Origin of the sequence: Lentzea sp. NPDC005914, assembly GCF_040629405.1 — a bacterium.
Taxonomy (GTDB): Bacteria; Actinomycetota; Actinomycetes; order Mycobacteriales; family Pseudonocardiaceae; genus Lentzea.
Map to the genome: position 1 here is coordinate 76,466 of NZ_JBEXVQ010000036.1, position 21,691 is coordinate 98,156.

Genomic DNA, 21,691 nt, shown 5'->3' on the forward strand with positions numbered 1-21,691 from the left:
CGGCCTGTCTGGCCTGGGGGATCGGCCAGTCTTGCCGCCGGGACTGACTTTGCTCGTATTCGTTCGGACTCGAAAGGGGCCATTCTCCGATTGGCTAGAGATTGATTTCTCCGGGAGAAGGAATCCGGCAGGTGAAGTCAGCGGCGTTCTCGTCGGTGTCTAGCGAGGTGCTGTCGCGGCCGAGTGAGGAATCGACGCAGAGGGTCGCGGGCCGAGCTTCCCGGCACGGTGAGGAGGAGCTCAGCCCGACGCTGTCGGTGTGTGCGCCGTGCTGGTTCCGGGCGATTACTCCGGTTCCTTCCACCGTGGCCACCACGATCCCGTTCGGCACGGTTCCGCTGAATGCGCTGCCGACTATCACGAAGTATTCACCCGCTGGTAGGACGGTGTTGGGGGAGATGGTTGCGAGGATTCGAGAAGAGCCGCCGACACACGACTGGACCGCCCATCCTCCGATGTCTGCGGTGGTGGCGCCCGTGTTGCGCAGTTCGACGAATCCGGCCGGTCCGAGCGCGATCTCGTTCACTTTGACCGGGGATACCCCCGGTGTGCTGCCGAACGCGCTACCGGTGAGTAGCAGTAACGTTGCGACGCTGTTTCCGAAGGGTGTCACGACACGCAGTCTGGCCCCCTGTGCTGGTGCGCACAGGGGGCCAAAGGCCTATGCGGCCTGGGACTTGTGGGGAGGGCGGCGCCCACGGCGGCCGCCGGGCGCCGCCCTCCTGCGGGCGGGCAGGCCCCTGCCGCCTGCCCGCACTCCGCTAGGGGGAGTGGTCTTCGTTCCGGGTCCTTCGACATTCCCGTTCGATCACCGCTGCCCGGTCGACCTCCGCGTGCGGCACGTCGAGCACCGCGCTGATCCAGGCACGCCAGTAGGGGCCGGGAATGCGCTTGCCGCGTTCCCATCTCGACACTTCTTCACGGGTGAGGCTGTCGTTTTGTGAGATCTCGCACAACAGGTCCGCAAGTTCGCGCTGAGTGAGGCCTTGCTCTCGCCGAGCCTGTGGAATCAAGGCGGTAATCGGCGGCGGGTCCTGGTGCTCGTGGGCTTGATGGGCTGCCTTGAGCACGGTTCTGCTCCGTTTCAGTGTGATGTCGGGTGCATCAACCACCCTGCCGCACGGTGCGGAAGTTCGGTCCGTGCATTGCGGTGATACCGGCGGTCGTTGAAAGTTCGCGTACTGCCGGAATCATCCAATCGGATGTTTGGGGGAAACGGAGCTGGGCCAATGGGGTGTGCGCGCCCACATTGTGCGCATCTGGCTAGTGTGATCGCCAGTGGGTTCGTTGCCACCGCAATGACCGAGATGAGAAGGTGACTAAAATGCTCTCGACGGTCGAAGTGGTGCAGGTGTTCCTGTCGCGACTCGCAGCGCAGGACGCGCCGGGCATCGCGCGCTTGTGCGCACCGACCGTGGAATGGGAGGCGCCCGATCCGAACGTCGCCCGATGGGGACCCGGCCCGCGTACCCGCCGCGAGGTCGAGTCCCAGTTCCTGACCCTGTTCGCCACGTTCGACCTGGAGCAGCTCTCGGTGCGCCAGGTGATCGTCGACGGAGGTGACGCGGCCGTGGTCGGCTTGGCGCGCTGGAGGGTGAGCGCTACCGGGGAGCTCGCGCACGTGCGGTTCGCCGCGGTGCTCTCGATACACCTGGGGGAGATCGAGCAGTACTGGCAGATGCCGGACACGTTGGCCGTCGCCGTCGCGACTGGGGCCGCGCGGATCGAGGAATGAGCTCGCTGCGGCACAGGGCGACGCAGACGCGAGCCAAGCTCCTGCGCGCCGCCACCGAGGTGTTCGACCGCGACGGGTTCGCGGGCTCCAGCCTCGCGGAGGTGTGCGCGCGGGCCGGCGTGTCGAAAGGCGCTCTCTACTGCCACTTCCGCTCCAAGGAGGCGCTCGGCGTCGCGATCATCGAGGAGCAGTCGCTGCTGTGGCACCGGTTGCGCGACGACCAGCTCGCCGTCGAGCCGTCACCGACGCAGGCGCTGATCTCGATGTCGTTCGAGTTCGCCCGCAGGCTGGACTCCGACCTCACCGTGCGGGTGAGCTCGAAGCTGTTGCGGGAGGCGGTGTTCTTCGACGTCGCGGCCGCCGCCCAGGTCGTCGGGTGGATCGCCGTCGTGCGGGATCTGCTGTCGCTCGCCCAGGAACGCGGTGAACTCAAGGACGGGGTGAACGTGCGGCACGCGGCCGAGCAGATCGTCGCGGAGCTGCTCGGGCTGCAGTTCGTCGCGCAGGCGCTGAGTGGCGGCACGGACCTGCGCTCCCGGCTCGCGCGGGTATGGCGGGCGTCTTCTGGCTGTCTGGTGACACCTTCCGTCTGCGAAAAGCTGCGATTCGAGTGACGGTCGTCTCGACCCAATCGAGACAGGAATGCCTGGTCACGCCGCTGCTGTTGTGCTCCTCGTTCGGAAGATGTCTTTACGATCTTGGAGGAGCAACGGTGGCGAGCATCGTCGTGGTGGATCCGTACTCGGCCGGCAAGGGCATCGCGCCCGCCTTCGCCGAGCGTGGCGTCGAGGCGATCGCGGTGCTGACCACCCCCGAGCCACCCGCCGGGCTCGCCAGGTCGTGGATCCCGGAGAACTACCGCGAGGTCCACGTCCTGACCGACCTCGACGAGCTGGCCGCGAAGCTCGCCGTGCACGACCCGATCGCCGTGGTGCCGGGAACCGAGACCGGCGTCGAGACCGCCGAGGCGCTGTCCGAGCTGATCGCGCCGGGCCGGTCGAACGTGCTGTCGCTCTCGTCCGCTCGCCGGGACAAGTGGCAGATGGCCGTGGCGCTGCGGTCGGCCGGCGTCCCGCACCTGCGTCAGATCAGCTCCGACAACGCCGGCGAGGTGGCCGCGTGGCTGCGTCGTGAGGGTCTCTCGGAGTCGCCGATCGTGCTGAAGCCGCAGGAGAGCGGCGGCACGGACGACGTGTTCGTGGCGCAGCTCGGTGACGACTGGCGGGCCAAGTTCGACCGGATCCTCGGCAGCGTCAACAAGCTCGGCCTGCGCAACGACCGCGTGCTCGTGCAGGAGCTCGCGCTCGGCACCGAGTACGAGGTCGACACCTACTCGATCGACGGACGGCACGGCCTGGCCGCGGTGTGGCGCTACGCCAAGGAGTGCCGCGGCGACCGGCTGGGCATCTACCTGTCCAACACGCTGGTCCCCGCGGACGAGCCGGTGGTCGACGTGCTGTTCGAGTACGTGTGCCAGGTGCTGGACGCGACCGGCGTGCGCAACGGCCCCGCGCACGTCGAGGTCATGATCACGCCCGACGGCCCCCGCCTGATCGAGATCGGCGCGCGGCTGGCCGGTGCCGAGCAGCAGGAGCTGACGATGATCGGCGCCCAGGAAAGCCAGATCACCCGAATGGTCCGCCACCGAGTGGATGACTCGTCCGACGTGTGGCGGTACACGCAGCATCAGCACGTGAAGTCGGTCTACCTGTCCTCGCCGGCGGCGGGAGAGCTGGGCAACGCCGTGCGGTTCGACTCGCTGGAATCGCTGCTGCCGAGCTTCCAGCGTGCGGTTTTGCCGTACCGCGAGGGTTCTCGGGTGCCGCGCACCATCGACCTGTGGACGTCGCTCGGTTACGTCGTGCTGGCCACGACCGATATCTCTTTGCTGGAACGCGACGAGGCGATGGTCCGCGAGATCGAGGCCGGCCTGATCGTAGTTTGATCTTCAGGTTGGCCGGGTAGCCGGAATTCCACGCGACCCGTTAGGTTGCTGCGGGACGAGCGGAGGGCAATGAGCGCACCTTGGGACGGCGACCTGACCGGGGCGGTGATCGACGACCGGTACGTCGTCGGCTCCCTGCTCGGCTCCGGTGGCATGGCCGAGGTCTACCGCGCCTACGACCGCTCGACCACGTCCTCGGTAGCGATCAAGATCTTCTCCGGCCCCGGCCTGCCCGACGACGAACTGCGGCTGCAGCGCGAGGCCACGATGCTCTCGTCGGTGGACTGCCCCGGCATCATCCCGGTGTACTCGTCCGGCACGGTGTCGCGCCGCCCGTACTTCGTGATGCGCGAGATCACCGGCGGCACGCTGCGCCAGCGCATGCGCGAGCCGCTGCCGCCCCGGTTCGTGGCGCGGATCGGCGGCCAGATCGCGTCCGTGCTGGACCACGTGCACGGCCTGGGCGTGGTGCACCGCGACATCAAGCCGTCGAACATCCTCCTGGACGACACCGAGAAGCAGGCGTACCTGGCCGACTTCGGGCTGGCTCTGGTGGCCGAGGTGACGCGGGTGACGACGTCCGGGGTGCTGGTCGGCACCGCCGGGTACCTGTCGCCGGAGCAGGTGCGCGGCTCGACCGTCGGCCCACCTTCCGATGTCTACGCGCTGGGCCTGGTGCTGCTGGAGTGCCTGACCGGCCGCGCCGAGTACCCCGGTGGCGACGCCGAGGCCGCGCTGGCCCGCCTGGCCCGCCCGCCGCGCATTCCCGTCGACCTGCCGCTGGCCTGGGTGTCGTTGTTGTCGGCGATGACCGAGACGGATCCTCGGCGTCGTCCTACTGCCGAGATGTGCGCGCGATCGCTGTCCGCGGCGCACGAGGTGAGCCGCGGGCTACCGGCGCTGCTGCCGGACGCGCCCGTCTCGGCCGATCCTTCGGAAGTGCCGCGGCCTCGTCGGGGCAAGCGTTTGGCGCTCACCGGTGCGGCGGCGGTGGCTGTCGCGGCGGTGGCCGTGGCGGTGGCGAACTTCGGTGGCGGCGGCAGTGAGGCGCCGGCGGCGGACCAGCCGGTGGTGCCGGACGCGCAGACCCACGTGGTGACGGTGTCGGCGTCGACGGTGACCGTGGTGCAGACGCCGGACGCGCCTGGTGCGCCGCAGCCCGGGAACACGGCTGCGGGGAGGACGTCTGGGAGCTCTCAGGCCGCTACTGGGTCTCCTGGCTCGCCGGGGTCGAGCGTGGTGCCGACGCAGGGGCCGGCCACGACGTCGGATCCGGTCAAGTCGACGAAGGACCGGGATCCGGGCAAGCCGACGAAGAAGTCCGACACGCCCAAGCCCTGAGCACGCTCACGCCCTGATCGCACGCACCACACACACGACGCGCGCCGGGTACCCCCAGTTTCGATTCTAGGGAGCGGGTCGGACACCTCCGCCCGCGACGGGTCGAGGTTCGAGTACACCGCTGAAGCCCTGCGGCGGAACAGTTCGTCCTCGCCGAACCCCCGGTGAGCAGCCCGATCGCCGGCAGTCCGGCGGCTTGCAGTCCCCGCTCCGAGTCGTCGGCGAAGAAGTCGGACACGCCCAAGCCCTAGGCGCACGCACCACACACACGACTCGCGCCGGGTGCCCCCAATTTCGATTCTAGGGAGCGGGTCTGACAGTTCTCGGGCGTCGGGTCCGGCGCCTCAGGCGTCCGGGGCGGTCACCTCGGCGAACGGCAGGTCGGACAGCTCCGCCCGCAACGTGTCCAGGTCCGAGTACACCGCCGATGCCCCGCGGTCGAACAGCTCGTCCTCGCCGAACCCACCCGTCAGCAGCCCGATCGACGGCAACCCGGCCCGCGCGGCCGCCTCGCAGTCCCACACCGAGTCGCCGACGACGACCGCGCGCGAGCCTTGCACCTCGCGCAACGCCACCTCGATCAGGTCCGGCGCCGGCTTCGAGTCCTCGACGTCGTCCGATGAGGTCCAGGCGATGTCGCCGGGGTCGAGCAGCTTCAGGTAGTGCTCGATGTGCTTGCGCTTGCCCGACGACGCCAGCACCACGGCCAGGCCCAGGTCCGTGGCGGCGCGGACGAGGCGGTGTGCGCCCTCGAACGGCTGCACCTCGTCCAGCATCTCGTCGAAGTAGCGTTCCCACGCCTCGCGCAGCGTGTCGCCGTGGTCCCGTTCCACCTGGTCGCCCGCCACGGCGGCTACCAGGCGGTCGCCGCCCATGCCGATCGAGCGGTGCACCCTCCACGCCGGCACGGTGAGGTCGACGCTGCGGAAGGCGCGCAGCCACGCCACCGTGTGGTGGTAGTTGGTGTCGACCAGGGTGCCGTCCACGTCGAGGACCAGGGTGTTGCTCATGAGACAGGGTTTGCCCGGCGTCCTACCTAGGCAAACCCACCAGCTCGCGTGCGTCCTGAAGGGACGACAGTTCGCGTCGCAGCACACTGTCGAGCCACTGCGCGTCGGACATCCACGACTGGTTGGTGTTCAAGCAGACGTGCACGGAGGACCGGTACACCGACAGTGCGACACCCACGGCGTGGCCTGGGGCGACAGGCGCGATCGGGTACATCTCGCACAAGCCGGCGCCGTCCAGCGACAGCGGAACTGAAGGCAGCGGCACCGACGTCACGAGCGTGTCGAACAGCAGCGGTGCGCACCGGGCGGCGACCGGAGCGGCCAGGCGGTGCACCAGCGGCGGCACCTTGTCGGCGAGCAGCGGCAACGCGCCGGCGCCGCGGTCCGGTCCGAGAGCCTTGGCCGACTCCATCTGTGCCCGCACGTTGCGCAAGCGCTCCACCGGGTCCGGCTCGCCCACGGGCAGCGCCACGAGGAAACCGGAGATGGAGTTGCCTGCCGACCCGTCGCCGGAGCGTGAGCGCTGGTTAACCGGTATCAACGCCCGCACGACCGAGGAGGGAGCAGCGCTGTCGTGCGCGGAAAGCCAGTGCCGCAACGCACCGGTGACCAGCGCGAGCAACACGTCGTTCACCGTGCCGCCGTGTGTTCGGCGAATTCGGTGCACTTCCGCGAGATCCAGGCGCGACATCACCACGCGGCGTGGCCGGGTGGACGAGGTGAGCACGGGCGAGTTCAGCGTCGGCGGCCGGGTGTTCATCAGCACCGACGAGGCGATGTCGAACGTGTCCTTGATCCCGCGCAGCGACGGCATCGACGGGATGATCGACTTCGCGGTCGGCGCCGGAGCGTCCGGAATGGACAGACGGGACGGGTCGAAGAGCTGAAGTCCCAGGCCAACGGCCTTCATGCCGTCGCACAACGAGTGGTGCAGCTTCGCGACGACGGCGAACCGCCCGCCCGCGAGACCGGTGATGACGTGCAGCTCCCACGGCGGCCGGGCGAGGTCCAGCGACTGCGCCATGAGGTGGGACACCAGGGTGGCGAACCGTTCCCGGCCGCGCACGTGATGCGTGAAGACGTGATCCTCAGGCGCGAAGCCGGGATCCTCCACCCAGCGCGCACCGCCCAGCAACGAGGTGCGCGCACGCTGGCGGAGGCGCGGAATCTCCTGCGCCCGTTCGCACAGCACGGCGGCGATGCGGGCCGGATGCACCGGAGTGGAGGGTGCGAAGGTCGCCACCGCGCCCAGGTGCAACGGGTTGCTGTTGCCCTCCATGGCGAGGAAAGCGATGTCGAGGGGGGAGAGGTGCTCTGTCATAGATGTGCCAGGCAACCAGGTTCGCGTGTCGGGCGCATTTCTATGAGATGGCGCTGACTCTCTACCGGCCCAAGTACACTCGAACGGTGGTACCGCTGTGACTCGTGTGGGTGCGAACCAGGTCACACAACAGGTTCACCATCACGATCCCGAAGCCGGACAGGCCGGTGAACGAGGGCGGGAACCCCGTGCCCGAGTCGCTCACCTCACACACGATGGTGTCGTCCTCGCGCCACATCCGCAGCACCCCGCGGCCCGACGCGTGCAGGATGCTGTTCGTCGCGAGCTCGTTCACCGCGAGCACCAGGTCGTCGACCTGTTCGCGGCGCATCCAGCTCGCGTAGGCCGTCACGACCTTGCGCATGTGTGCGAGCGTGCCGACGGAGAAGGAATGCTCCTCGGCGGACGAGGGCGGCGGGGGTAACGGCACGTTGTAGATGTCGATCAGACCGGACGGGTCGGTGTACCACTCGCTCGCGACCCGTTTGGTCCCTTCGGTCACGACCGGATGCGTGCGCCAGGCGTCCTTCAGCATCCGGACGGGCAGTGAGCCCGCGTCGTACAGGCACAGCAGAGTGCCCTCGCGCCCCTCGAACGCCGTGTTGATCAACGCCTCGTGCTGCACGCACGCCGGGTACTCGAGCTCGCTGCGGCCGGGCCACACCGGCTCGCCCACCATCCGGACGCGGCTCTGCGGGGCGCTCGCGCTGAACGCCATCAGCACGCCCGGGATGATCCGGCCCGGGTTGCGGCCCGCCTCGGTCATGTCGATGAAGTGCACCTGGTCGGCTTGGTCGCCCAGCCGTCCGCGCAGCAGGCCGATGCTCGCCTCCGGTACCGCCACCAGCACGGGTTCGCCTCTGTTCACGCCGTCCGCGACGAATCTGGCCGTGCCGGTGACGAAGTCGTCCTCGTCCCGGTAGAACAGGGCTTCGTGCGCGAACGGAGCATCGGAGTACATCGGCTCCCCGGTGGGTAGGCGGCGGAGGCAAGCCTTCATTCTGCTACTCGTAACAGCGTTACGGCGGGGGCCAGGCCGGTGGTTTGTTGCAGAACGCGCAGCGTTCAGTAGGTGAACGTGAAGTCGGCGGGGCCACCGCTCAGGCTGTTGCGCATCTGCCATTCGCGTTTGCCGTCGACCACCCGGACGATGCCGGTCGAGTCGATGCCGTTGCCGTCCCAGTCGCCGGTGATCTGACAGTCGGTCCTGCCGTTGCCGAACGTGAAGTTCCGGTTCGCCGACCCGGCACTCGCGCTGTCGCGGAGCTTCCACTCCAGTCCGATGGCGCGGTGCGTGGTGCCGATCCCGTCGCCGTTCTTCCCGTCCCAGTCCCCGGTCTGCGGCCCGTCGCCCTTCGCGCCGTGGGTGAAGATGCTGAACGGCGACCCGGCGTCGGCGGACTGCCGGAGCTGCCACTGCAGGGTGGTGCCCGAGACGCGGGTGATCCCGATGCCGTCCCCGCCCTTGCCGTCCCAGTTGCCCGTCACGGGCAGGTCGGTCGCGCTGGTGCCGAACGTGAAGTCGGCGTCCGGGCTGCCCAGCTCGAGCGTGTTCCTGAGCTGCCAGCGCAGGTTCTTGTCCTTGTTGATCACCACACCGACGCCGTCGCCGTTCTTCGCGTCCCAGTCGCCGACCACGGGCATCGCGCCCTTGGGCCCGAACGAGAACTGGATGTCGACGGGCCCCGAGCCGGGGTCGTTGCGCAGGAACCACTCCAGGCCCGCGTCGGACTCCTGCACGATGCCGGGCCCGTCGACGCCGTCGCCGTCCCAGTCACCGCTGATCATCCACTGGTTGCCGAACCGGCAGAGGCTGCTGGACGTGCCGACGTCACCGGCAGGGGTGGGCGCGATGAGGATCATTGCCAGGATCAATGCCTTCATGGCAGTCATCCCAGCGCGTTCCAGGCGTCTTGTTTCGAGGTCTGGACCAAGGTGACGGCCCGTCACGCTTACGGCCGAACCCGTCTGGCTCAGTCTCATGTGGATTCGGGGTGCGGCCTGGGAAACCTCCCTGCACACTCGCACCGATGGGAGGTGACCGCCGGTGATCCCGCATCACACGCTGACCGGCCCGGACGACGCGCCGGTGCTGGTGCTGGGCAACGCGCTCGGCACGACGACCGAACTGTGGCGTGAGTTCTCGCTGCCGTTCCGGTTGTTGCGCTTCGACCACCGCGGTCACGGACTCAGCGAGCCCGGGCCGTGTTCGATCGAAGCCCTGGCGAACGACGTCGTGGAGCTGTTGGACCACTTGGGACTGCGCCAGGTGTACTACTGCGGTGTGTCGCTCGGCGGGATGGTCGGCATGTGGCTCGCCGCGCACACCGACCGGATCTCACGGCTGGCGCTCGTCTGCACGGCCGCCTGGTACCCGGACAAGACCATGTGGGACGAACGGATCTCGCTGATCCGCGAGCTCGGAATGGAGCCGGCGGCCGACGCGATCGTGTCGCGGTGGTTCACGCCCTCGTTCTCGCCGGCGGTGGTCTCGCACTTCCGGTCGGAACTGCTGAAGGTCGACGTGCCGTCGTACCTCGGGTGCGCCGAGGCGATCCGGGACATGGACCTGCGCGCCGATCTCGCGAAGATCGACGTGCCGACCGTGGTGATCGCGGCGGCCCAGGACCACGCGACACCGCCGGACGTCGTGCGGCACATCGCGGACGAGCTGACGGACTCGGAGCTCTACATCGTGGGCGACGCCGCGCACCTGGCCGTCGTCGAGGCGCCCCGGACGATCTCGGTGATCCTCGACGACCACTTCGGCAACTGCTAGACCAGCCAGTCGACCAACGCGCGCCAGGCGGGCGTGGAGAACGCGAGCACAGCGCCCGCCGTGTTCTTGGAGTCCCGTACCAGTGCGTCGTGGGCGAGTGACACTTCCACGCAGTTGTCGTCGATCGTGCCACCGCTGTAAGTGCTCTTACGCCAGGTCCGACCGTGGCTCATGAGGTTCCTCTCGCAGTCCGCTGACATACGCTGCCAGCTTCCTCCGAGATTGTTCCTCATCCAACGCCACGGTATCCAAGCGCTCGAACACCTTCCGAGACCGTTCAACAGCAACGTGGTCCTGGACGAAGATCTTGGCGGTGTCCGTGGAGCTGAATGCCACCGGCGGAGCCTTGTCGAACTCGTACAGCGTGCGCGTCGACAGCAGGGCGGCCTTCCTTGCGCTGGCGGGAACCAGTCGCAGCACGTGTGTTCTGAAGAGCAGGCGCAGGTACTGTTCCTCCATCAACTTGGCGCCGCCGAGTTGCGTCTGGAGCGCGAGCTCGTGGATGTAGAAGACGCATTCGGGGCGGTCGTGCCGTCGCATGATCGCCTGCCGCTCCGCGCGGAACTCGACACCCTTCTTGATGTTCGCGGGCGTCTCGATGCCGGTCGCGATGAACAGCTCGCAGGTGTAGTCCCGGGTCTGGAGAAGGCCAGGCACGGTCAGGACGTCGTAGCTGGTGATCTTGGTGGCTATCGACTCGGTCATCGCGAGGGTGCGGAGGTTGTCCGGTACCTGGGCGAAGTAGAGATCGAACGCGTGCCGGTAGCGGTGGCGGAACTCGTCGTAGTAGTCGAGATCCTTGCCGCACGCCGTCAGGTACTGGATGAGGTCGATCTCGCTCGCGCTGGCCCTGCCGTGCTCTATTGTCGAGACCTTGCTGGGATCCCAGCCGAGCTTCGCGGCGAACGAACGACCGTTGAGGCCCGTGCAGGTCTTGCGCAGCAGCCGCAGCTCGTCGCCCAGGTCCCTGCTGTACGCGGTAGAGGTGATGGCCGTCATGACCTCGGACGCTAAGCCTTGTATTCAATCCAAGGCAGGAGCTCGTTCGGGTGAAAACGGCCGCGACTAGACCTTCTCCAGCGGCCGGTGCGGCTGCGCGGGAAGCTCAACCCGGATCTCGTCCCCCGGACGCACGACCCCGCCCACGATCACCACGGACATGATCCCCGCGCGCCGGATCAGCTCCCCGCCCGGACTCTTGCCCACGACCTCCTTGAGCAGGCCTTTCGAGAACCCGTCGATCTGGAGGCACGGGTTGCGCAGCCCGGTCACCTCGACCACGGCCTCGGGTCCAAGATGGAGCAACGTCCCCGTGGGCAGACCGAGCAGGTCGACGCCGCGCGTGGTGACGTTCTCCCCGATCTGGCCGGGCTCCACGGCGAACCCCTTGTCCCGCAGCTCGTCGAAGAGCTCGGCGTGCATCAGGTGCACCTGGCGCAGGTTCGGCTGCGTCGGGTCCTGAGCGACCCGCGACCGGTGCTTCACCGTGACGCCCTGGTGGACGTCGCCCTCGACACCGAGCCCGGCGAGCAGCGTGATGCTCGTGCGGACGGGCTTGGTGAACGTGTACTCGTCGCTGCGGCTGACCGCTGTCACAACCCCCATGCCACGATTCTGCATGATCAGCGGGGTTTGGTCTCGCCCTCGCGGGCCGCGCGTTCGATGGCACGGCGGACCTCGTCCCAGGTCAGGTCGCGGCCCGTGGTCTGATCCTGTTGCGCCATGCTGTCCTCCGTCCGGTCGATCGGTGACGCGGACACGGGGCTGATCAAGGTGAGGTTCGGCGTCTCGATTCGGTTCACCCGATCGGCGCGACCTGCGGGAATGACGAAAGCCGTGGAAACGCTCCCACGAAGTTCGGGCAAGAGTCTTGACTAATCCTCACGTCACGCTGTTGACTCCGTCACACCTCGTCGGAACCGGTTACGGAACCGGTTTCAGAGGCGGCGGAAGGAAGTTCGGCATGCGTGTCACGATCGCAGAGGTCGCCCAACGCGCCCAGGTGTCCAAAGCGACCGTGTCACGTGTGCTGAACGGTAAGCCGGACGTGGACGCCTCCACCGCGCAGCGCGTTCGCAAGGTCATCGACGAGATCGGGTACGTGCCGAGCGCGCGTGCCGTCGGCCTGGCGCGGGGACGCACCCGCACGGTCGGCATGCTGGCACCGAGCCTGACGTGGCCGTGGATGGGCGTGGTCCTGCAGGGCATCGTCGACACGCTCGAGGCCGACGGGTACGGGCTGCTGCTCTACACGATCAACCGCGGGCCGGAGTCGCTGAACCAGTTCGCGAACCACGTGTCCGCCAACGCTTTCGACGGCCTGCTGGTCATAGAGCCGCCGGACACCCTGCACTACATCTCCACGCTCTACCGGGCGGGGCTGCCGGTCGTCATGATCGACGACCGCGGCTCGCACCCGGAGTTCCCCTCGGTGACGACGACGAACCGGCAGGGAGGCGCGGATGTCGCGAGGCATCTCGTCGCGGCCGGTCGCCGCAGGTTCGCCGTCGTCACCGGACCACCGCACTTCGGGTGCACTCAGGCGAGGCTGGACGGGTTCCGGCTCGCTTTGGCGGAAGCGGGCCTGACGCTGCACCCGGACCTCATCGTCGACGGCGACTTCACCACCGAGGGGGGTGAAGTCGCCGTCGACAAGCTCGTCGCGAGCGGAATCCCGTTCGACGCCGTGTTCGCGCACAACGACCTCTCGGCGGTCGGCGTGCTGCGGGCGCTGCGCGAGGCAGGCCGGTCCGTCCCCGAGGACGTGTCCGTGGTCGGCTTCGACGACGTCCCGGTCGCGGGACACACCGAACCCCGGCTGACGACGATCCGCCAGCCGTTGCAGGAGATGGGCGCCGCCGCCGCGCGGATGCTGCTCTCCACGCTCGAGGGACAGCCGATGCCCGACCATCCGCTGGTGCTGCCGACCTCGTTGATCGTGCGCGAATCCGCGCCCTGACCCACCTGCAACACCACAACTGAAACGAACCGCCGGGCTTCTGCACGCCGCCCGGCGAGTTCGCCGTACGTGTGGGAGAGCGCTCTCACACGCCGTCGTATCGGGAGATTCCCCCATGCGCAGAACAATCATCGTCGCAGTAGCACTGGCGCTCGCGGCGACAGGTTGCTCCTCCGGTAGCGCCACCAAGGCTTCCGGGGTGCTGACCGTGGGCATGCCCAACGGGCCGCTGACCGAGAACCACAACCCGTTCCTGCCCACGTCGGCGGCGGGTTCGCTCGGCTACCGCTACCAGATCTACGAGCCACTGGCGTTCGTGAACAACACGCGGCCGGCTCAGGAACCGGTGCCGTGGCTCGCGACGAAGTGGGACTGGGCGGACAACTACAAGAAGGTCACCTTCACGATCCGGGAGAACGTGAAGTGGTCCGACGGCAAGCCGCTCACGGCCGCTGACGTCGCCTTCTCGTACGAGATCCTGAAGAAGTGGCCGGCGCTCAACAACCGCGACTCGCTCAAGGTCGAGACCGCGACGGCCACGCCCGACGGCAAGGTCGAGGTGACGTTCGCGAACCCGCAGTTCGTGAACCGCAACAAGGTCATCAGCGCGATGGTGATCCCCCAGCACATCTGGAGCACCGTCGCCGACCCGACGACCTACACGAACCCGAAGCCCGTCGGCACCGGCCCGTACGAGCTGAAGTCGTTCACCTCGCAGACCGTCACGATCGCGCGGCGTGCCGAGTACTGGCAGGAACTGCCGAAGGTGCCGGAGATCCAGTACACCTCGTACAACGACAACACGGCGCAGACCACCGCGCTGGCGTCCGGTGCGAGCCAGTGGTCGTACGTCTTCATCCCGGACTACCAAAAGCTTTACGTCGACAAGGACCCGAAGAACCACAAGCTCTGGTTCCCGGCCGGTCTCGGCATTCACGGCCTGTGGCTGAACAACACCGTTGCGCCGTTCGACAACCCAGCGTTGCGCGCGGCGATGAGCGACGTGATCGACCGCGAGGCGATCTTCGTCCGCGGTGAGGCCCGTCTGTTCCCGAAGCTGGAATCGCCGACCGGTATGCCGTTGCCCGCCGGTGACTCGTTCCTCGCGCCGGAGTACAAGGACGCGCGGTTCAAGGTCGACGTCGACAAGGCGAAGCAGAAGCTCGCGGGCGCCGGGTTCACTTTGGACGGTGGCGTGCTCAAGGCACCGGGCGGCAAGCCGGTGACCATCGAGCTGACCAACCCGTCCGGCTGGTCGGACTACCTGACGGTGCTGGACATCATCAAGAGCGACCTCAAGAAGATCGGCATCGAGGCGACCGTGCGCACGCAGACCGCGGACGCGTGGACGACCGACTTCGCGAACGGCGCGTTCCAGGGTTCGCTGCGGTGGACCAACACCGGCGCCACGCCGTACGAGATGTACCAGAACATCATGGACGGCGCGGAGATCAAGCCGATCGGGCAGACCGCCGCGGTGAACTTCGGGCGCTACAACAGCCCCGAGGCCACGGCCGCGCTGGCCGAGTACGCGAACGCCGCCGACGACGCGACACGGGCGAAGAGCCTCGCGGTGCTGCAGAAGATCATGGTCGAGCAGGTGCCGATGATCCCGACCTCTGCGGGCCCGATCGGTGCCGAGTACAGCACGAAGAACTGGGTCGGCTGGCCGTCGGACGAGGACCCGTACGGTCCGCCGCAGGCCACGCTGCCCAACGCGCTGCAGATCGTCATGAAGCTGAAGCCGGCTGCGTAATGACTGATGTCGCGCTGGAAGCGAAAGGTCTGGTCAAGACCTACAAGCGCGTGCGCGCGGTGCAGGACGTCTCCATCGTCCTGCGCCGCGGGCGCGTGACCGCCCTCGTCGGCGAATCGGGATCGGGCAAGTCGACGGTGGCGAAGCTGCTGGCGCGGCTGGTGGACCCCACCGCGGGCGAGATCCTGCTGGACGGCAAGAAGGTGCGGCGGGTCCGGGAGTACCGGCGCAAGGTCCAGATGGTGTTCCAGGACCCGTTCGCCTCGCTCAACCCCGTGCACACGATCCGCTACCACCTGACCCGGCCGCTGAAGATCCACAAGCGGCCGGAGACGGTGGAGCAGCTGCTGGAGCGGGTGAACCTGCCCGCCGACTTCGCCTCGCGGTACCCGCACGAGCTCTCGGGTGGCCAACGGCAGCGCGTGGCGATCGCGCGAGCGCTTGCGGCTCATCCCGAGGTGCTGCTGGCGGACGAACCGGTGTCCATGTTGGACGTCTCGATCCGGCTCGGCGTGCTGAACCTGTTGCTGGACCTGAAGGAACGGCTCAAGCTCGCCGTTCTCTACATCACGCACGACATCGCGTCGGCGCGCTACTTCGCCGACGAGACGTTCGTGATGTACGGCGGGCAGATCGTCGAGGGCGGCGACAGCGAGTCCGTGACGCAGAAGCCCGCGCACCCGTACACGCAGTTGCTGATCGAGTCTGCGCCGGATCCGGAACGCGCGGTGGTGGCTTTGGACGCACCGGTCGAGGAGGTCGCGGCGGTGTCCGCGGGCTGTCAGTTCGCGGCCCGGTGCCCGAAGGTCCAGGCGCGTTGCTGGACCGACGCGCCACCCCGTTCGGACGTCGGGGAAGGCCACTGGGCGGCGTGCTGGCTCTACGTGGAGGCGGCGGCATGACGTTCCTGCTGCGTCGCGGGTTGTTCTACCTGATCACGCTCTGGGCGGCGATCACGGCGAACTTCCTGCTGCCACGCCTGCTGCCGGGCGACCCGGTGCAGGCGATGATCACCAAGCTGGGCGGGCGGCTGAACAGCGACGCGATGGCCTCGCTCTACATCCTGTTCGGCCTGGACGAGAAGAAGTCGATCTGGGAGCAGTACGTCGACTACTGGGGTGCGCTGGCACGTGGTGACCTCGGGCTGTCGTTCACGTTCTTCCCGACCCCGGTCGCCGACGTGCTCTCGCAGTCGCTGCCGTGGACTTTGGGCCTGGTCGGTGTCACCACCGTCATCGCGTTCCTGCTGGGCACCCTGATGGGCGTCTACGCGGGGTGGAAGCGCGGTTCGTGGATGGACTCGCTGATCCCGGTGACGACGTTCCTGTCGTCGATCCCGTACTTCTGGCTCGGGCTGATCGCGATCTCGGTGTTCGCCGTGACGTTCCCGCTGCTGCCGGCCTCCGGTGGCTACGCGGCCGGGCTCGTGCCGGAGTGGTCTGGCGAGTTCATCGGCAGCGTGCTGGAACACGCCGTGCTGCCGGGGATCACGATCGTCGTGAGCTCGGTGGCGGGGTGGATCCTGGGCATGCGCAACATGATGGTGACCGTCACGGCCGAGGACTACGTGCTGGTCGCGCGGGCCAAGGGACTCTCGCAGAAGCGGATCATGTTCGCCTACGCCGCGCGCAACGCCGTGCTGCCGTCGATCTCCGGTTTCGCCCTGTCGCTGGGTTTCATCGTCGGGGGCGCGTTGCTGGTGGAGATGGTGTTCTCGTATCCGGGCCTGGGCTATGTGCTCTTCCAGGGCATCGGGGCGAAGGACTACCCGCTGATGCAGGGGGTCTTCCTGGTGATCACGCTGGCCGTGCTGGTGGCGAACCTGCTCGCGGACATCGGCTATCTGCTGCTGGACCCGCGCACGCGGCGGGAGGGCTGATCCGTGAACTTCAAGACTCGGTTGGGCCTGGGAATTCTGGCCTTCTTCACCTTGATCGCCGTGATCGGCTCGTGGATCGCGCCGTACGACCCGTCTGCGATGGGCGACGATCTCTTGTCGCCGCCGTCGGGCGCTCATTGGTTCGGGACGACCATGACCGGGCAGGACATCTTCTCGCAGGTGCTCGTGGGTACTCGCGGGGTGATGGTCGTCGGGCTGGTCTGCGGTGTGCTCGCGACTTTCCTGTCCATTCTGGTCGGGGTGACCGCCGGGTTCCTCGGTGGCGCGGCCGACGAGGCGTTGTCCATGCTGTCCAACGTCTTCCTGGTGATCCCGGCGCTGCCGCTGATCATCATCGTGGCGTCGATGCTGCCGTCCGCGGACACCGTGCTGATCGCGGCGGTGATCTCGCTGACCGCCTGGGCGTGGGGCGCGCGGGTGCTGCGCGCGCAAACGATGTCGTTGCGGCGCCGCGACTTCGTGGAGGCCGCGCGGGCGTCCGGTGAACGCACCTGGCGCATCATCGTGTTCGAGGTGTTGCCGAACCTGACGGCCGTGATCGCGTCCGGTTTCGTCGGCACGGTGATCTTCGCGGTGATGCTGCAGATCACGCTGTCGTTCGTCGGTGTGGTGTCGCTGTCGACCTGGAACTGGGGAACGATCCTGTTCTGGGCGCAGAGCAACCAGGCTTTGGGGCAGGGCGCCTGGTGGTGGTTCGTCCCCGCCGGCCTGTGCATCGCTCTGCTGGGCACCGCGCTGGCCCTGATCAACTTCGGGATCGACGAGTACGCGAATCCCCGGCTGCGGAAGGTGCGCGCATGAGCCCGGTGCTGGAGATCCGCGATCTCTCGGTGGACTACGGCTCCCTGAGGGCCGTGCACAACGTGTCCTTGTCGTTGGAGGCCGGAGAGGTTCTCGGACTCGCGGGCGAGAGCGGCAGCGGCAAATCCACGTTGGCCTATGCCGCGACCCGGCTGCTGCAACCGCCTGGGCACGTGCCGTCCGGTCAGGTGCTGTTCAAGGGGCAGGACCTGCTGGCGTTGACCGAGCGGCAGCTGCAGGTGCTGCGGTGGAACGAGATCGCGATCGTGTTCCAGGGCGCGATGAACGCCCTGAACCCGGTGATCTCGGTCGCCACCCAGATCGACGACGTGCTGCGCACCCACCGGCCTTCGATGAAGCGCCCGGAGCGGGTTTCTCGTGCTCGTGAGCTGTTGTCGCTGGTCGGGATTCCGGTCGACCGGCTGTCGTCGTACCCGCATCAGCTGTCCGGTGGCATGCGGCAGCGGGTGATGATCGCGATGGCTTTGGCGCTGGAACCCGAGATCGTGATCATGGACGAGCCGACCACGGCGTTGGACGTGGTGGTGCAGCGGCAGATCCTCGGCCAGATGATGAGGCTGCGGGAGACGTTGGGGTTCTCGATCGTCTTCATCACGCACGACATCTCGTTGCTGGTCGAGTTCTCGGACCGGATCGCGATCATGTACGGCGGGCGGGTGGTGGAGGAGGCGCCCGCCGCCGAGATCTACCAGGCCGCCAAGCACCCGTACAGCCAAGGCCTGCTCGGGTCGTTCCCCGCCTTGCGCGGGCCGCGGCGGGAGCTGCGGGGGATTCCCGGGTCCCCGCCGGATTTGCGCTCGATGCCGTCCGGGTGCCCGTTCCACCCGCGTTGTCCTTCCGCGATGGACGTGTGCGGGGAGCGGATGCCGTCGCTGAGTTCGGTCTCGGAACGCCGCCGGGTGGCGTGCTGGTTGGAGGAAGTGCATGTCTGAGGTGACTGCCGGGCTGCCCGCGGACTTCTTCTGGGGTGTGGCCACGTCGGCCTACCAGATCGAAGGGGCGTTCGACGAGGACGGTCGGACGTTGTCCATTTGGGACACGTTCTCGCGGAGGCCTGGGGCGGTTGCCAACGGGGAGAACGGGGACGTGGCCTGCGACCACTACCACCGGATGCCTTCCGATGTGGCGATGATTGCTCGGCTCGGGGTGGACACGTACCGGTTCTCTGTTTCGTGGCCTCGGGTTCAGCCGGGTGGGCGTGGTGCTGTCAACGCCAAGGGGATGGACTTCTACTCGCGGCTCGTGGATGAGTTGCTGGAGAAGGGGGTCGATCCCTGGCTGACGTTGTATCACTGGGATTTGCCGCAGGAGCTCGAGGATGCTGGTGGGTGGCCGGCGCGGGACACGGCTTACCGGTTTGCCGAGTATGCGGGGCTGGTGCATGACTCGCTGGGGGATCGGGTTCCTACCTGGACCACTTTGAACGAGCCCTGGTGTTCGGCGATGCTCGGGTATGACACGGGGCGGCATGCGCCTGGGCGTCAGAACTTTTCTGAGGCCATGCGGGCTGTTCATCATCTGCTGCTGGGGCATGGGCTGGCTGTTCAGGAGTTGCGGTCGCGTGGGGTTTCGTCCCTGGGGATCACGTTGAACATGGGCTCGCATTCTGCCGCTTCGGAGGATCCGCGGGATGTGGATGCGGCTCGGCAGGCCGATGGGCTGGGTACTCGGATTTACCTGGATCCGTTGGTGTACGGGCGGTATCCCGAGGATGTGCTCGTGGACGTCGCTGGGCGTGGGGGTGAGATTCCTGTTCTGTCTGGGGATTTGGAGATCATTTCTGCGCCGATCGACGTGTTGGGGGTCAACTACTACACGTCGCATGTGTGGAAGGCGACTGGGGATCCGTTTGTGGCTGAGCTTGTTCCGCAGGGGCGGGCGGTTACCGCCATGGGGTGGGAGATCGTTCCTGAGGGGTTCACTGCGCTGTTGGTGCGGTTGCAGCGGGATTACGGGGTTCCCATGGTGATCACTGAGAACGGGGCGGCGTTTGATGACCTGGATGTTGAGGACGGGTACGTCGCTGATGGGGATCGGGTTTCGTACCTGAGTTCGCACATCTCGGCTGTTGCTGCTGCGGTTCGGGGTGGGGCTGATGTGCGCGGGTATCTGGCTTGGTCGTTGATGGACAACTTTGAGTGGGGGTACGGGTATGCCAAGAGGTTTGGCATTGTCCGGGTGGACTACTCGACTCAGGAGCGGACGTTCAAGCAGAGTGCGCAGTGGTATCGAGAGTTGATCGGTCGGGGGCGCTGACGCGACCGGGCGGGTGGTCGGCTTGCGTTGGGCGAGTCCCGTTTAGGGCGCGGGGCTCCGCCCCGGACCCCGCCAATCTGATCAAAGACCAGCCAGCGCCGCTTGCGGGTTGATGGCACGCCTGTTGCTTTCGGCGGCTGCCAGTTCCGTAGGTGGTGCGGTCCGGGTGGGCTCCCATCACGAGCCGGGCCAGAGCGAGCCACACCAGGATCGGGGTGTCAACCGGACACGTGTCGAGTTGACACCCCTCCTCGGGCGCGGCAAGTGCTGAGGCACGACTCGTGACGGGACCCCACCCGAGCGCACGTTAAGAGCTTGCCTCGGCTTCGCCGTCGGTACTGCTCGCCTTCGGCTTCGCTTGAGGGCGCCGCCTTCGGCGTGCGTGGGTGGTGTTGGGCTTGAGGTGTGGTTGAGCGCGGGGTCAGCGGTGTAGATCACGTCCGAATGCACTAGCTAAGGTATGCCTAAGTTAAGTTAGGGTTGCTTTAGAGTTCGGGAGGCCCACGAGAGGACCGCGATGGAACCGGTGTTAGACCTGGCCGGAGTCGGCTTCGGGCCGTCCAACCTCGCGCTCGCTATCGCGGTCGAAGAGCATGCGGTGGGGGTGCGGGCTCGGTTCTTCGAGCGGCAGGCTCGGTTCGGGTGGCATCGGGGGATGTTGCTCGAGGACGCGACCACGCAGGTGTCGTTCCTCAAGGATTTGGTTACGCTGCGCAACCCCACCAGCAGTTATAGCTTCCTGTGTTATTTGAGGGACCGGGGGCGGTTGATCGACTTCGTCAACCACAAGAATCTGTTTCCGCTGCGCAAGGAGTTCCACGACTACTTCGAGTGGGCGGCTGAGCAGGTCTCGCACCACGTGTCGTACGGGGCCGAGGTCTCGCGGGTGCGTGCGGACGGTGACGGGTTTGTGTTCTCGGCGGGTGGGGAGACGGTTCGGGCGCGCAACCTGGTGTTGGCCACTGGGCTTGAGGCCAACCTGCCCGACGGGGTGGAGGCCGGTGAGCGGATTTGGCACAACAAGGATCTTCTGACGCGTGTTGACGGGCTTGAGGATCCCCGGCAGGTGGTTGTGGTGGGGGCTGGGCAGAGTGCGGCCGAGGCGGTGGCGTTCTTCCATGAGCGGTTTCCTGCGGCTGAGGTGCACGGGGTGTTCGCGCGGTACGGGTACAGCCCGGCCGATGACAGTTCGTTTGCGAACAGGATCTTTGATCCGGCTGCTGTGGACGATTTTTACGGGGCGCCGGAAGAGGTCAAGCAGAGGTTGATGGGGTACCACGCGAACACGAACTACGGCGTGGTGGACGGGGACCTCATCGAGGAGCTGTATCGGCGGGTGTACCGGGAGAAGGTTGTTGGGCGGCAGAGGTTGTTGCTGCACAACACTTCTCGGCTGGTGGAGGTCGGAGCCGACGGCAAGTGCGTGATCGAGTCGCTGGCGGACGGTGGGCGGGTGCCGGTTGATGCGGACGTGATCGTGTTCGCCACCGGGTATCGGCCGGCTGACCCGGTTCGGGTGCTGGGTGAACTGGCTGAGCATTGTGAGCGGGATGAGTTGGGGCGGTTGAAGATCACGCGGGATTATCGGGTGGTCACTGGGGGAGCGGTTCGGGGCGGGATTTATCTGCAGGGCGGTACCGAGCACACGCATGGGATCACGTCGTCGTTGTTGTCGAACACGGCTGTGCGTGTTGGGGAGATTCTTGGGTCGATCTTGCGGCGTGTTCGGCAGCAGCAGGTTGGGCCGCAGCTTCAGGCAGTCAAAGGGTGAGGAAGGAATCTGAATGATCGTGTCAAGCCGCTGCGGTAGCGGGTTGTGGCGCGGTCGGGGTGAACTTCCGGCCGTCGCGCAGCAGCGCCCAGAGCA

At 67.2% G+C, this 21,691-nt stretch carries 22 protein-coding genes; 13 read left to right on the forward strand and 9 right to left on the reverse strand.

The genetic code is table 11. The features are described from left to right. Positions 1–94: 94 nt before the first annotated feature. Together ABZ345_RS37395 and ABZ345_RS37400 are read right to left on the reverse strand one after the other, a co-directional pair. On the reverse strand, positions 95–613 hold the full coding sequence (locus ABZ345_RS37395; RefSeq protein WP_359859425.1) for a lamin tail domain-containing protein: 519 nt from the start codon (positions 611–613) through the stop codon (positions 95–97). A 148-nt stretch (positions 614–761) separates the two neighbouring features. After that, a complete protein-coding gene (locus ABZ345_RS37400) occupies positions 762–1,070 on the reverse strand; it encodes a helix-turn-helix transcriptional regulator (RefSeq protein ID WP_359859426.1) in 309 nt (102 codons plus the stop codon). A 254-nt stretch (positions 1,071–1,324) separates the two neighbouring features. On the opposite strand from ABZ345_RS37400, the gene ABZ345_RS37405 reads away from it, so the two are divergent. From ABZ345_RS37405 to ABZ345_RS37420, 4 genes are all read left to right on the forward strand, one after another. Beyond that, a complete protein-coding gene (locus ABZ345_RS37405) occupies positions 1,325–1,735 on the forward strand; it encodes a nuclear transport factor 2 family protein (RefSeq protein ID WP_359859428.1) in 411 nt (136 codons plus the stop codon). Continuing rightward, positions 1,732–2,349, forward strand: coding sequence for a ScbR family autoregulator-binding transcription factor (locus ABZ345_RS37410; RefSeq protein ID WP_359859430.1), 618 nt, complete (start codon positions 1,732–1,734; stop codon positions 2,347–2,349). The genes ABZ345_RS37405 and ABZ345_RS37410 overlap by 4 nt, the downstream gene beginning before the upstream one ends. Positions 2,350–2,447: 98 nt before the next feature. Then, entirely contained in the window at positions 2,448–3,680 is a 1,233-nt protein-coding gene (locus ABZ345_RS37415) for an ATP-grasp domain-containing protein (protein WP_359859432.1), read from the forward strand. A 69-nt stretch (positions 3,681–3,749) separates the two neighbouring features. Further along, positions 3,750–5,021 (forward strand): serine/threonine-protein kinase, encoded by a 1,272-nt coding sequence (locus ABZ345_RS37420; RefSeq protein WP_359859433.1) that lies wholly within the window; start codon positions 3,750–3,752, stop codon positions 5,019–5,021. A gap of 344 nt (positions 5,022–5,365) precedes the next feature. On the opposite strand, the gene ABZ345_RS37425 is transcribed toward ABZ345_RS37420, so the two are convergent. The 4 genes from ABZ345_RS37425 to ABZ345_RS37440 all read right to left on the reverse strand — a co-directional run bounded on the left by ABZ345_RS37425 (position 5,366) and on the right by ABZ345_RS37440 (position 9,236). After that, positions 5,366–6,031 (reverse strand): HAD family hydrolase, encoded by a 666-nt coding sequence (locus ABZ345_RS37425; protein WP_359859435.1) that lies wholly within the window; start codon positions 6,029–6,031, stop codon positions 5,366–5,368. Between the two features lie 22 nt (positions 6,032–6,053). Beyond that, the gene (locus ABZ345_RS37430; RefSeq protein ID WP_359859437.1) at positions 6,054–7,352 is read right to left on the reverse strand and encodes a wax ester/triacylglycerol synthase family O-acyltransferase; all 1,299 of its coding nucleotides are present in this window, start codon (positions 7,350–7,352) and stop codon (positions 6,054–6,056) included. Between the two features lie 61 nt (positions 7,353–7,413). After that, the gene (locus ABZ345_RS37435; protein WP_359859439.1) at positions 7,414–8,313 is read right to left on the reverse strand and encodes an anti-sigma factor RsbA family regulatory protein; all 900 of its coding nucleotides are present in this window, start codon (positions 8,311–8,313) and stop codon (positions 7,414–7,416) included. A 104-nt stretch (positions 8,314–8,417) separates the two neighbouring features. Further along, positions 8,418–9,236 (reverse strand): hypothetical protein, encoded by an 819-nt coding sequence (locus ABZ345_RS37440; RefSeq protein WP_359859441.1) that lies wholly within the window; start codon positions 9,234–9,236, stop codon positions 8,418–8,420. Between the two features lie 163 nt (positions 9,237–9,399). Between ABZ345_RS37440 and ABZ345_RS37445 the strand changes: the two genes are divergently transcribed. Next, positions 9,400–10,131: an alpha/beta fold hydrolase gene (locus ABZ345_RS37445; protein ID WP_359859443.1), complete on the forward strand. Its 732-nt coding sequence runs from the start codon at positions 9,400–9,402 to the stop codon at positions 10,129–10,131. On the opposite strand, the gene ABZ345_RS37450 is transcribed toward ABZ345_RS37445, so the two are convergent. The 3 genes from ABZ345_RS37450 to ABZ345_RS37460 form a co-directional block, all read right to left on the reverse strand. Next, positions 10,128–10,304 (reverse strand): DUF397 domain-containing protein, encoded by a 177-nt coding sequence (locus ABZ345_RS37450; RefSeq protein WP_359859445.1) that lies wholly within the window; start codon positions 10,302–10,304, stop codon positions 10,128–10,130. The genes ABZ345_RS37445 and ABZ345_RS37450 overlap by 4 nt on opposite strands. Continuing rightward, entirely contained in the window at positions 10,279–11,130 is an 852-nt protein-coding gene (locus ABZ345_RS37455) for a helix-turn-helix transcriptional regulator (RefSeq protein WP_359859447.1), read from the reverse strand. Before ABZ345_RS37455 ends, ABZ345_RS37450 begins: the two co-directional genes overlap by 26 nt. Before the next feature lie 66 nt (positions 11,131–11,196). Then, a complete protein-coding gene (locus ABZ345_RS37460) occupies positions 11,197–11,736 on the reverse strand; it encodes an MOSC domain-containing protein (protein WP_359859449.1) in 540 nt (179 codons plus the stop codon). Positions 11,737–12,094: 358 nt separating this feature from the next. Here ABZ345_RS37460 and ABZ345_RS37465 point away from each other — a divergent pair, with 358 nt between their 5' ends. The 8 genes from ABZ345_RS37465 (at position 12,095) to ABZ345_RS37500 (ending at position 21,595) form a co-directional block, all read left to right on the forward strand. Next, positions 12,095–13,090, forward strand: a complete 996-nt coding sequence (locus tag ABZ345_RS37465) for a LacI family DNA-binding transcriptional regulator (protein ID WP_359859451.1) — start codon at positions 12,095–12,097, stop codon at positions 13,088–13,090. A 115-nt stretch (positions 13,091–13,205) separates the two neighbouring features. After that, entirely contained in the window at positions 13,206–14,846 is a 1,641-nt protein-coding gene (locus ABZ345_RS37470) for an ABC transporter substrate-binding protein (protein WP_359859453.1), read from the forward strand. Beyond that, positions 14,846–15,748: an ABC transporter ATP-binding protein gene (locus ABZ345_RS37475; RefSeq protein ID WP_359859455.1), complete on the forward strand. Its 903-nt coding sequence runs from the start codon at positions 14,846–14,848 to the stop codon at positions 15,746–15,748. Before ABZ345_RS37470 ends, ABZ345_RS37475 begins: the two co-directional genes overlap by 1 nt. After that, positions 15,745–16,725, forward strand: a complete 981-nt coding sequence (locus tag ABZ345_RS37480) for an ABC transporter permease (protein WP_359859457.1) — start codon at positions 15,745–15,747, stop codon at positions 16,723–16,725. The genes ABZ345_RS37475 and ABZ345_RS37480 overlap by 4 nt, the downstream gene beginning before the upstream one ends. 3 nt (positions 16,726–16,728) lie before the next feature. Further along, the gene (locus tag ABZ345_RS37485; RefSeq protein WP_359859459.1) at positions 16,729–17,547 is read left to right on the forward strand and encodes an ABC transporter permease; all 819 of its coding nucleotides are present in this window, start codon (positions 16,729–16,731) and stop codon (positions 17,545–17,547) included. After that, a complete protein-coding gene (locus tag ABZ345_RS37490) occupies positions 17,544–18,500 on the forward strand; it encodes an ABC transporter ATP-binding protein (protein WP_359859461.1) in 957 nt (318 codons plus the stop codon). The genes ABZ345_RS37485 and ABZ345_RS37490 overlap by 4 nt, the downstream gene beginning before the upstream one ends. Then, on the forward strand, positions 18,493–19,824 hold the full coding sequence (locus ABZ345_RS37495) for a GH1 family beta-glucosidase (protein ID WP_359859463.1): 1,332 nt from the start codon (positions 18,493–18,495) through the stop codon (positions 19,822–19,824). Before ABZ345_RS37490 ends, ABZ345_RS37495 begins: the two co-directional genes overlap by 8 nt. Before the next feature lie 517 nt (positions 19,825–20,341). Beyond that, positions 20,342–21,595, forward strand: coding sequence for a SidA/IucD/PvdA family monooxygenase (locus ABZ345_RS37500; RefSeq protein ID WP_359859465.1), 1,254 nt, complete (start codon positions 20,342–20,344; stop codon positions 21,593–21,595). The last annotated feature ends 96 nt before the right edge of the window (positions 21,596–21,691 follow it).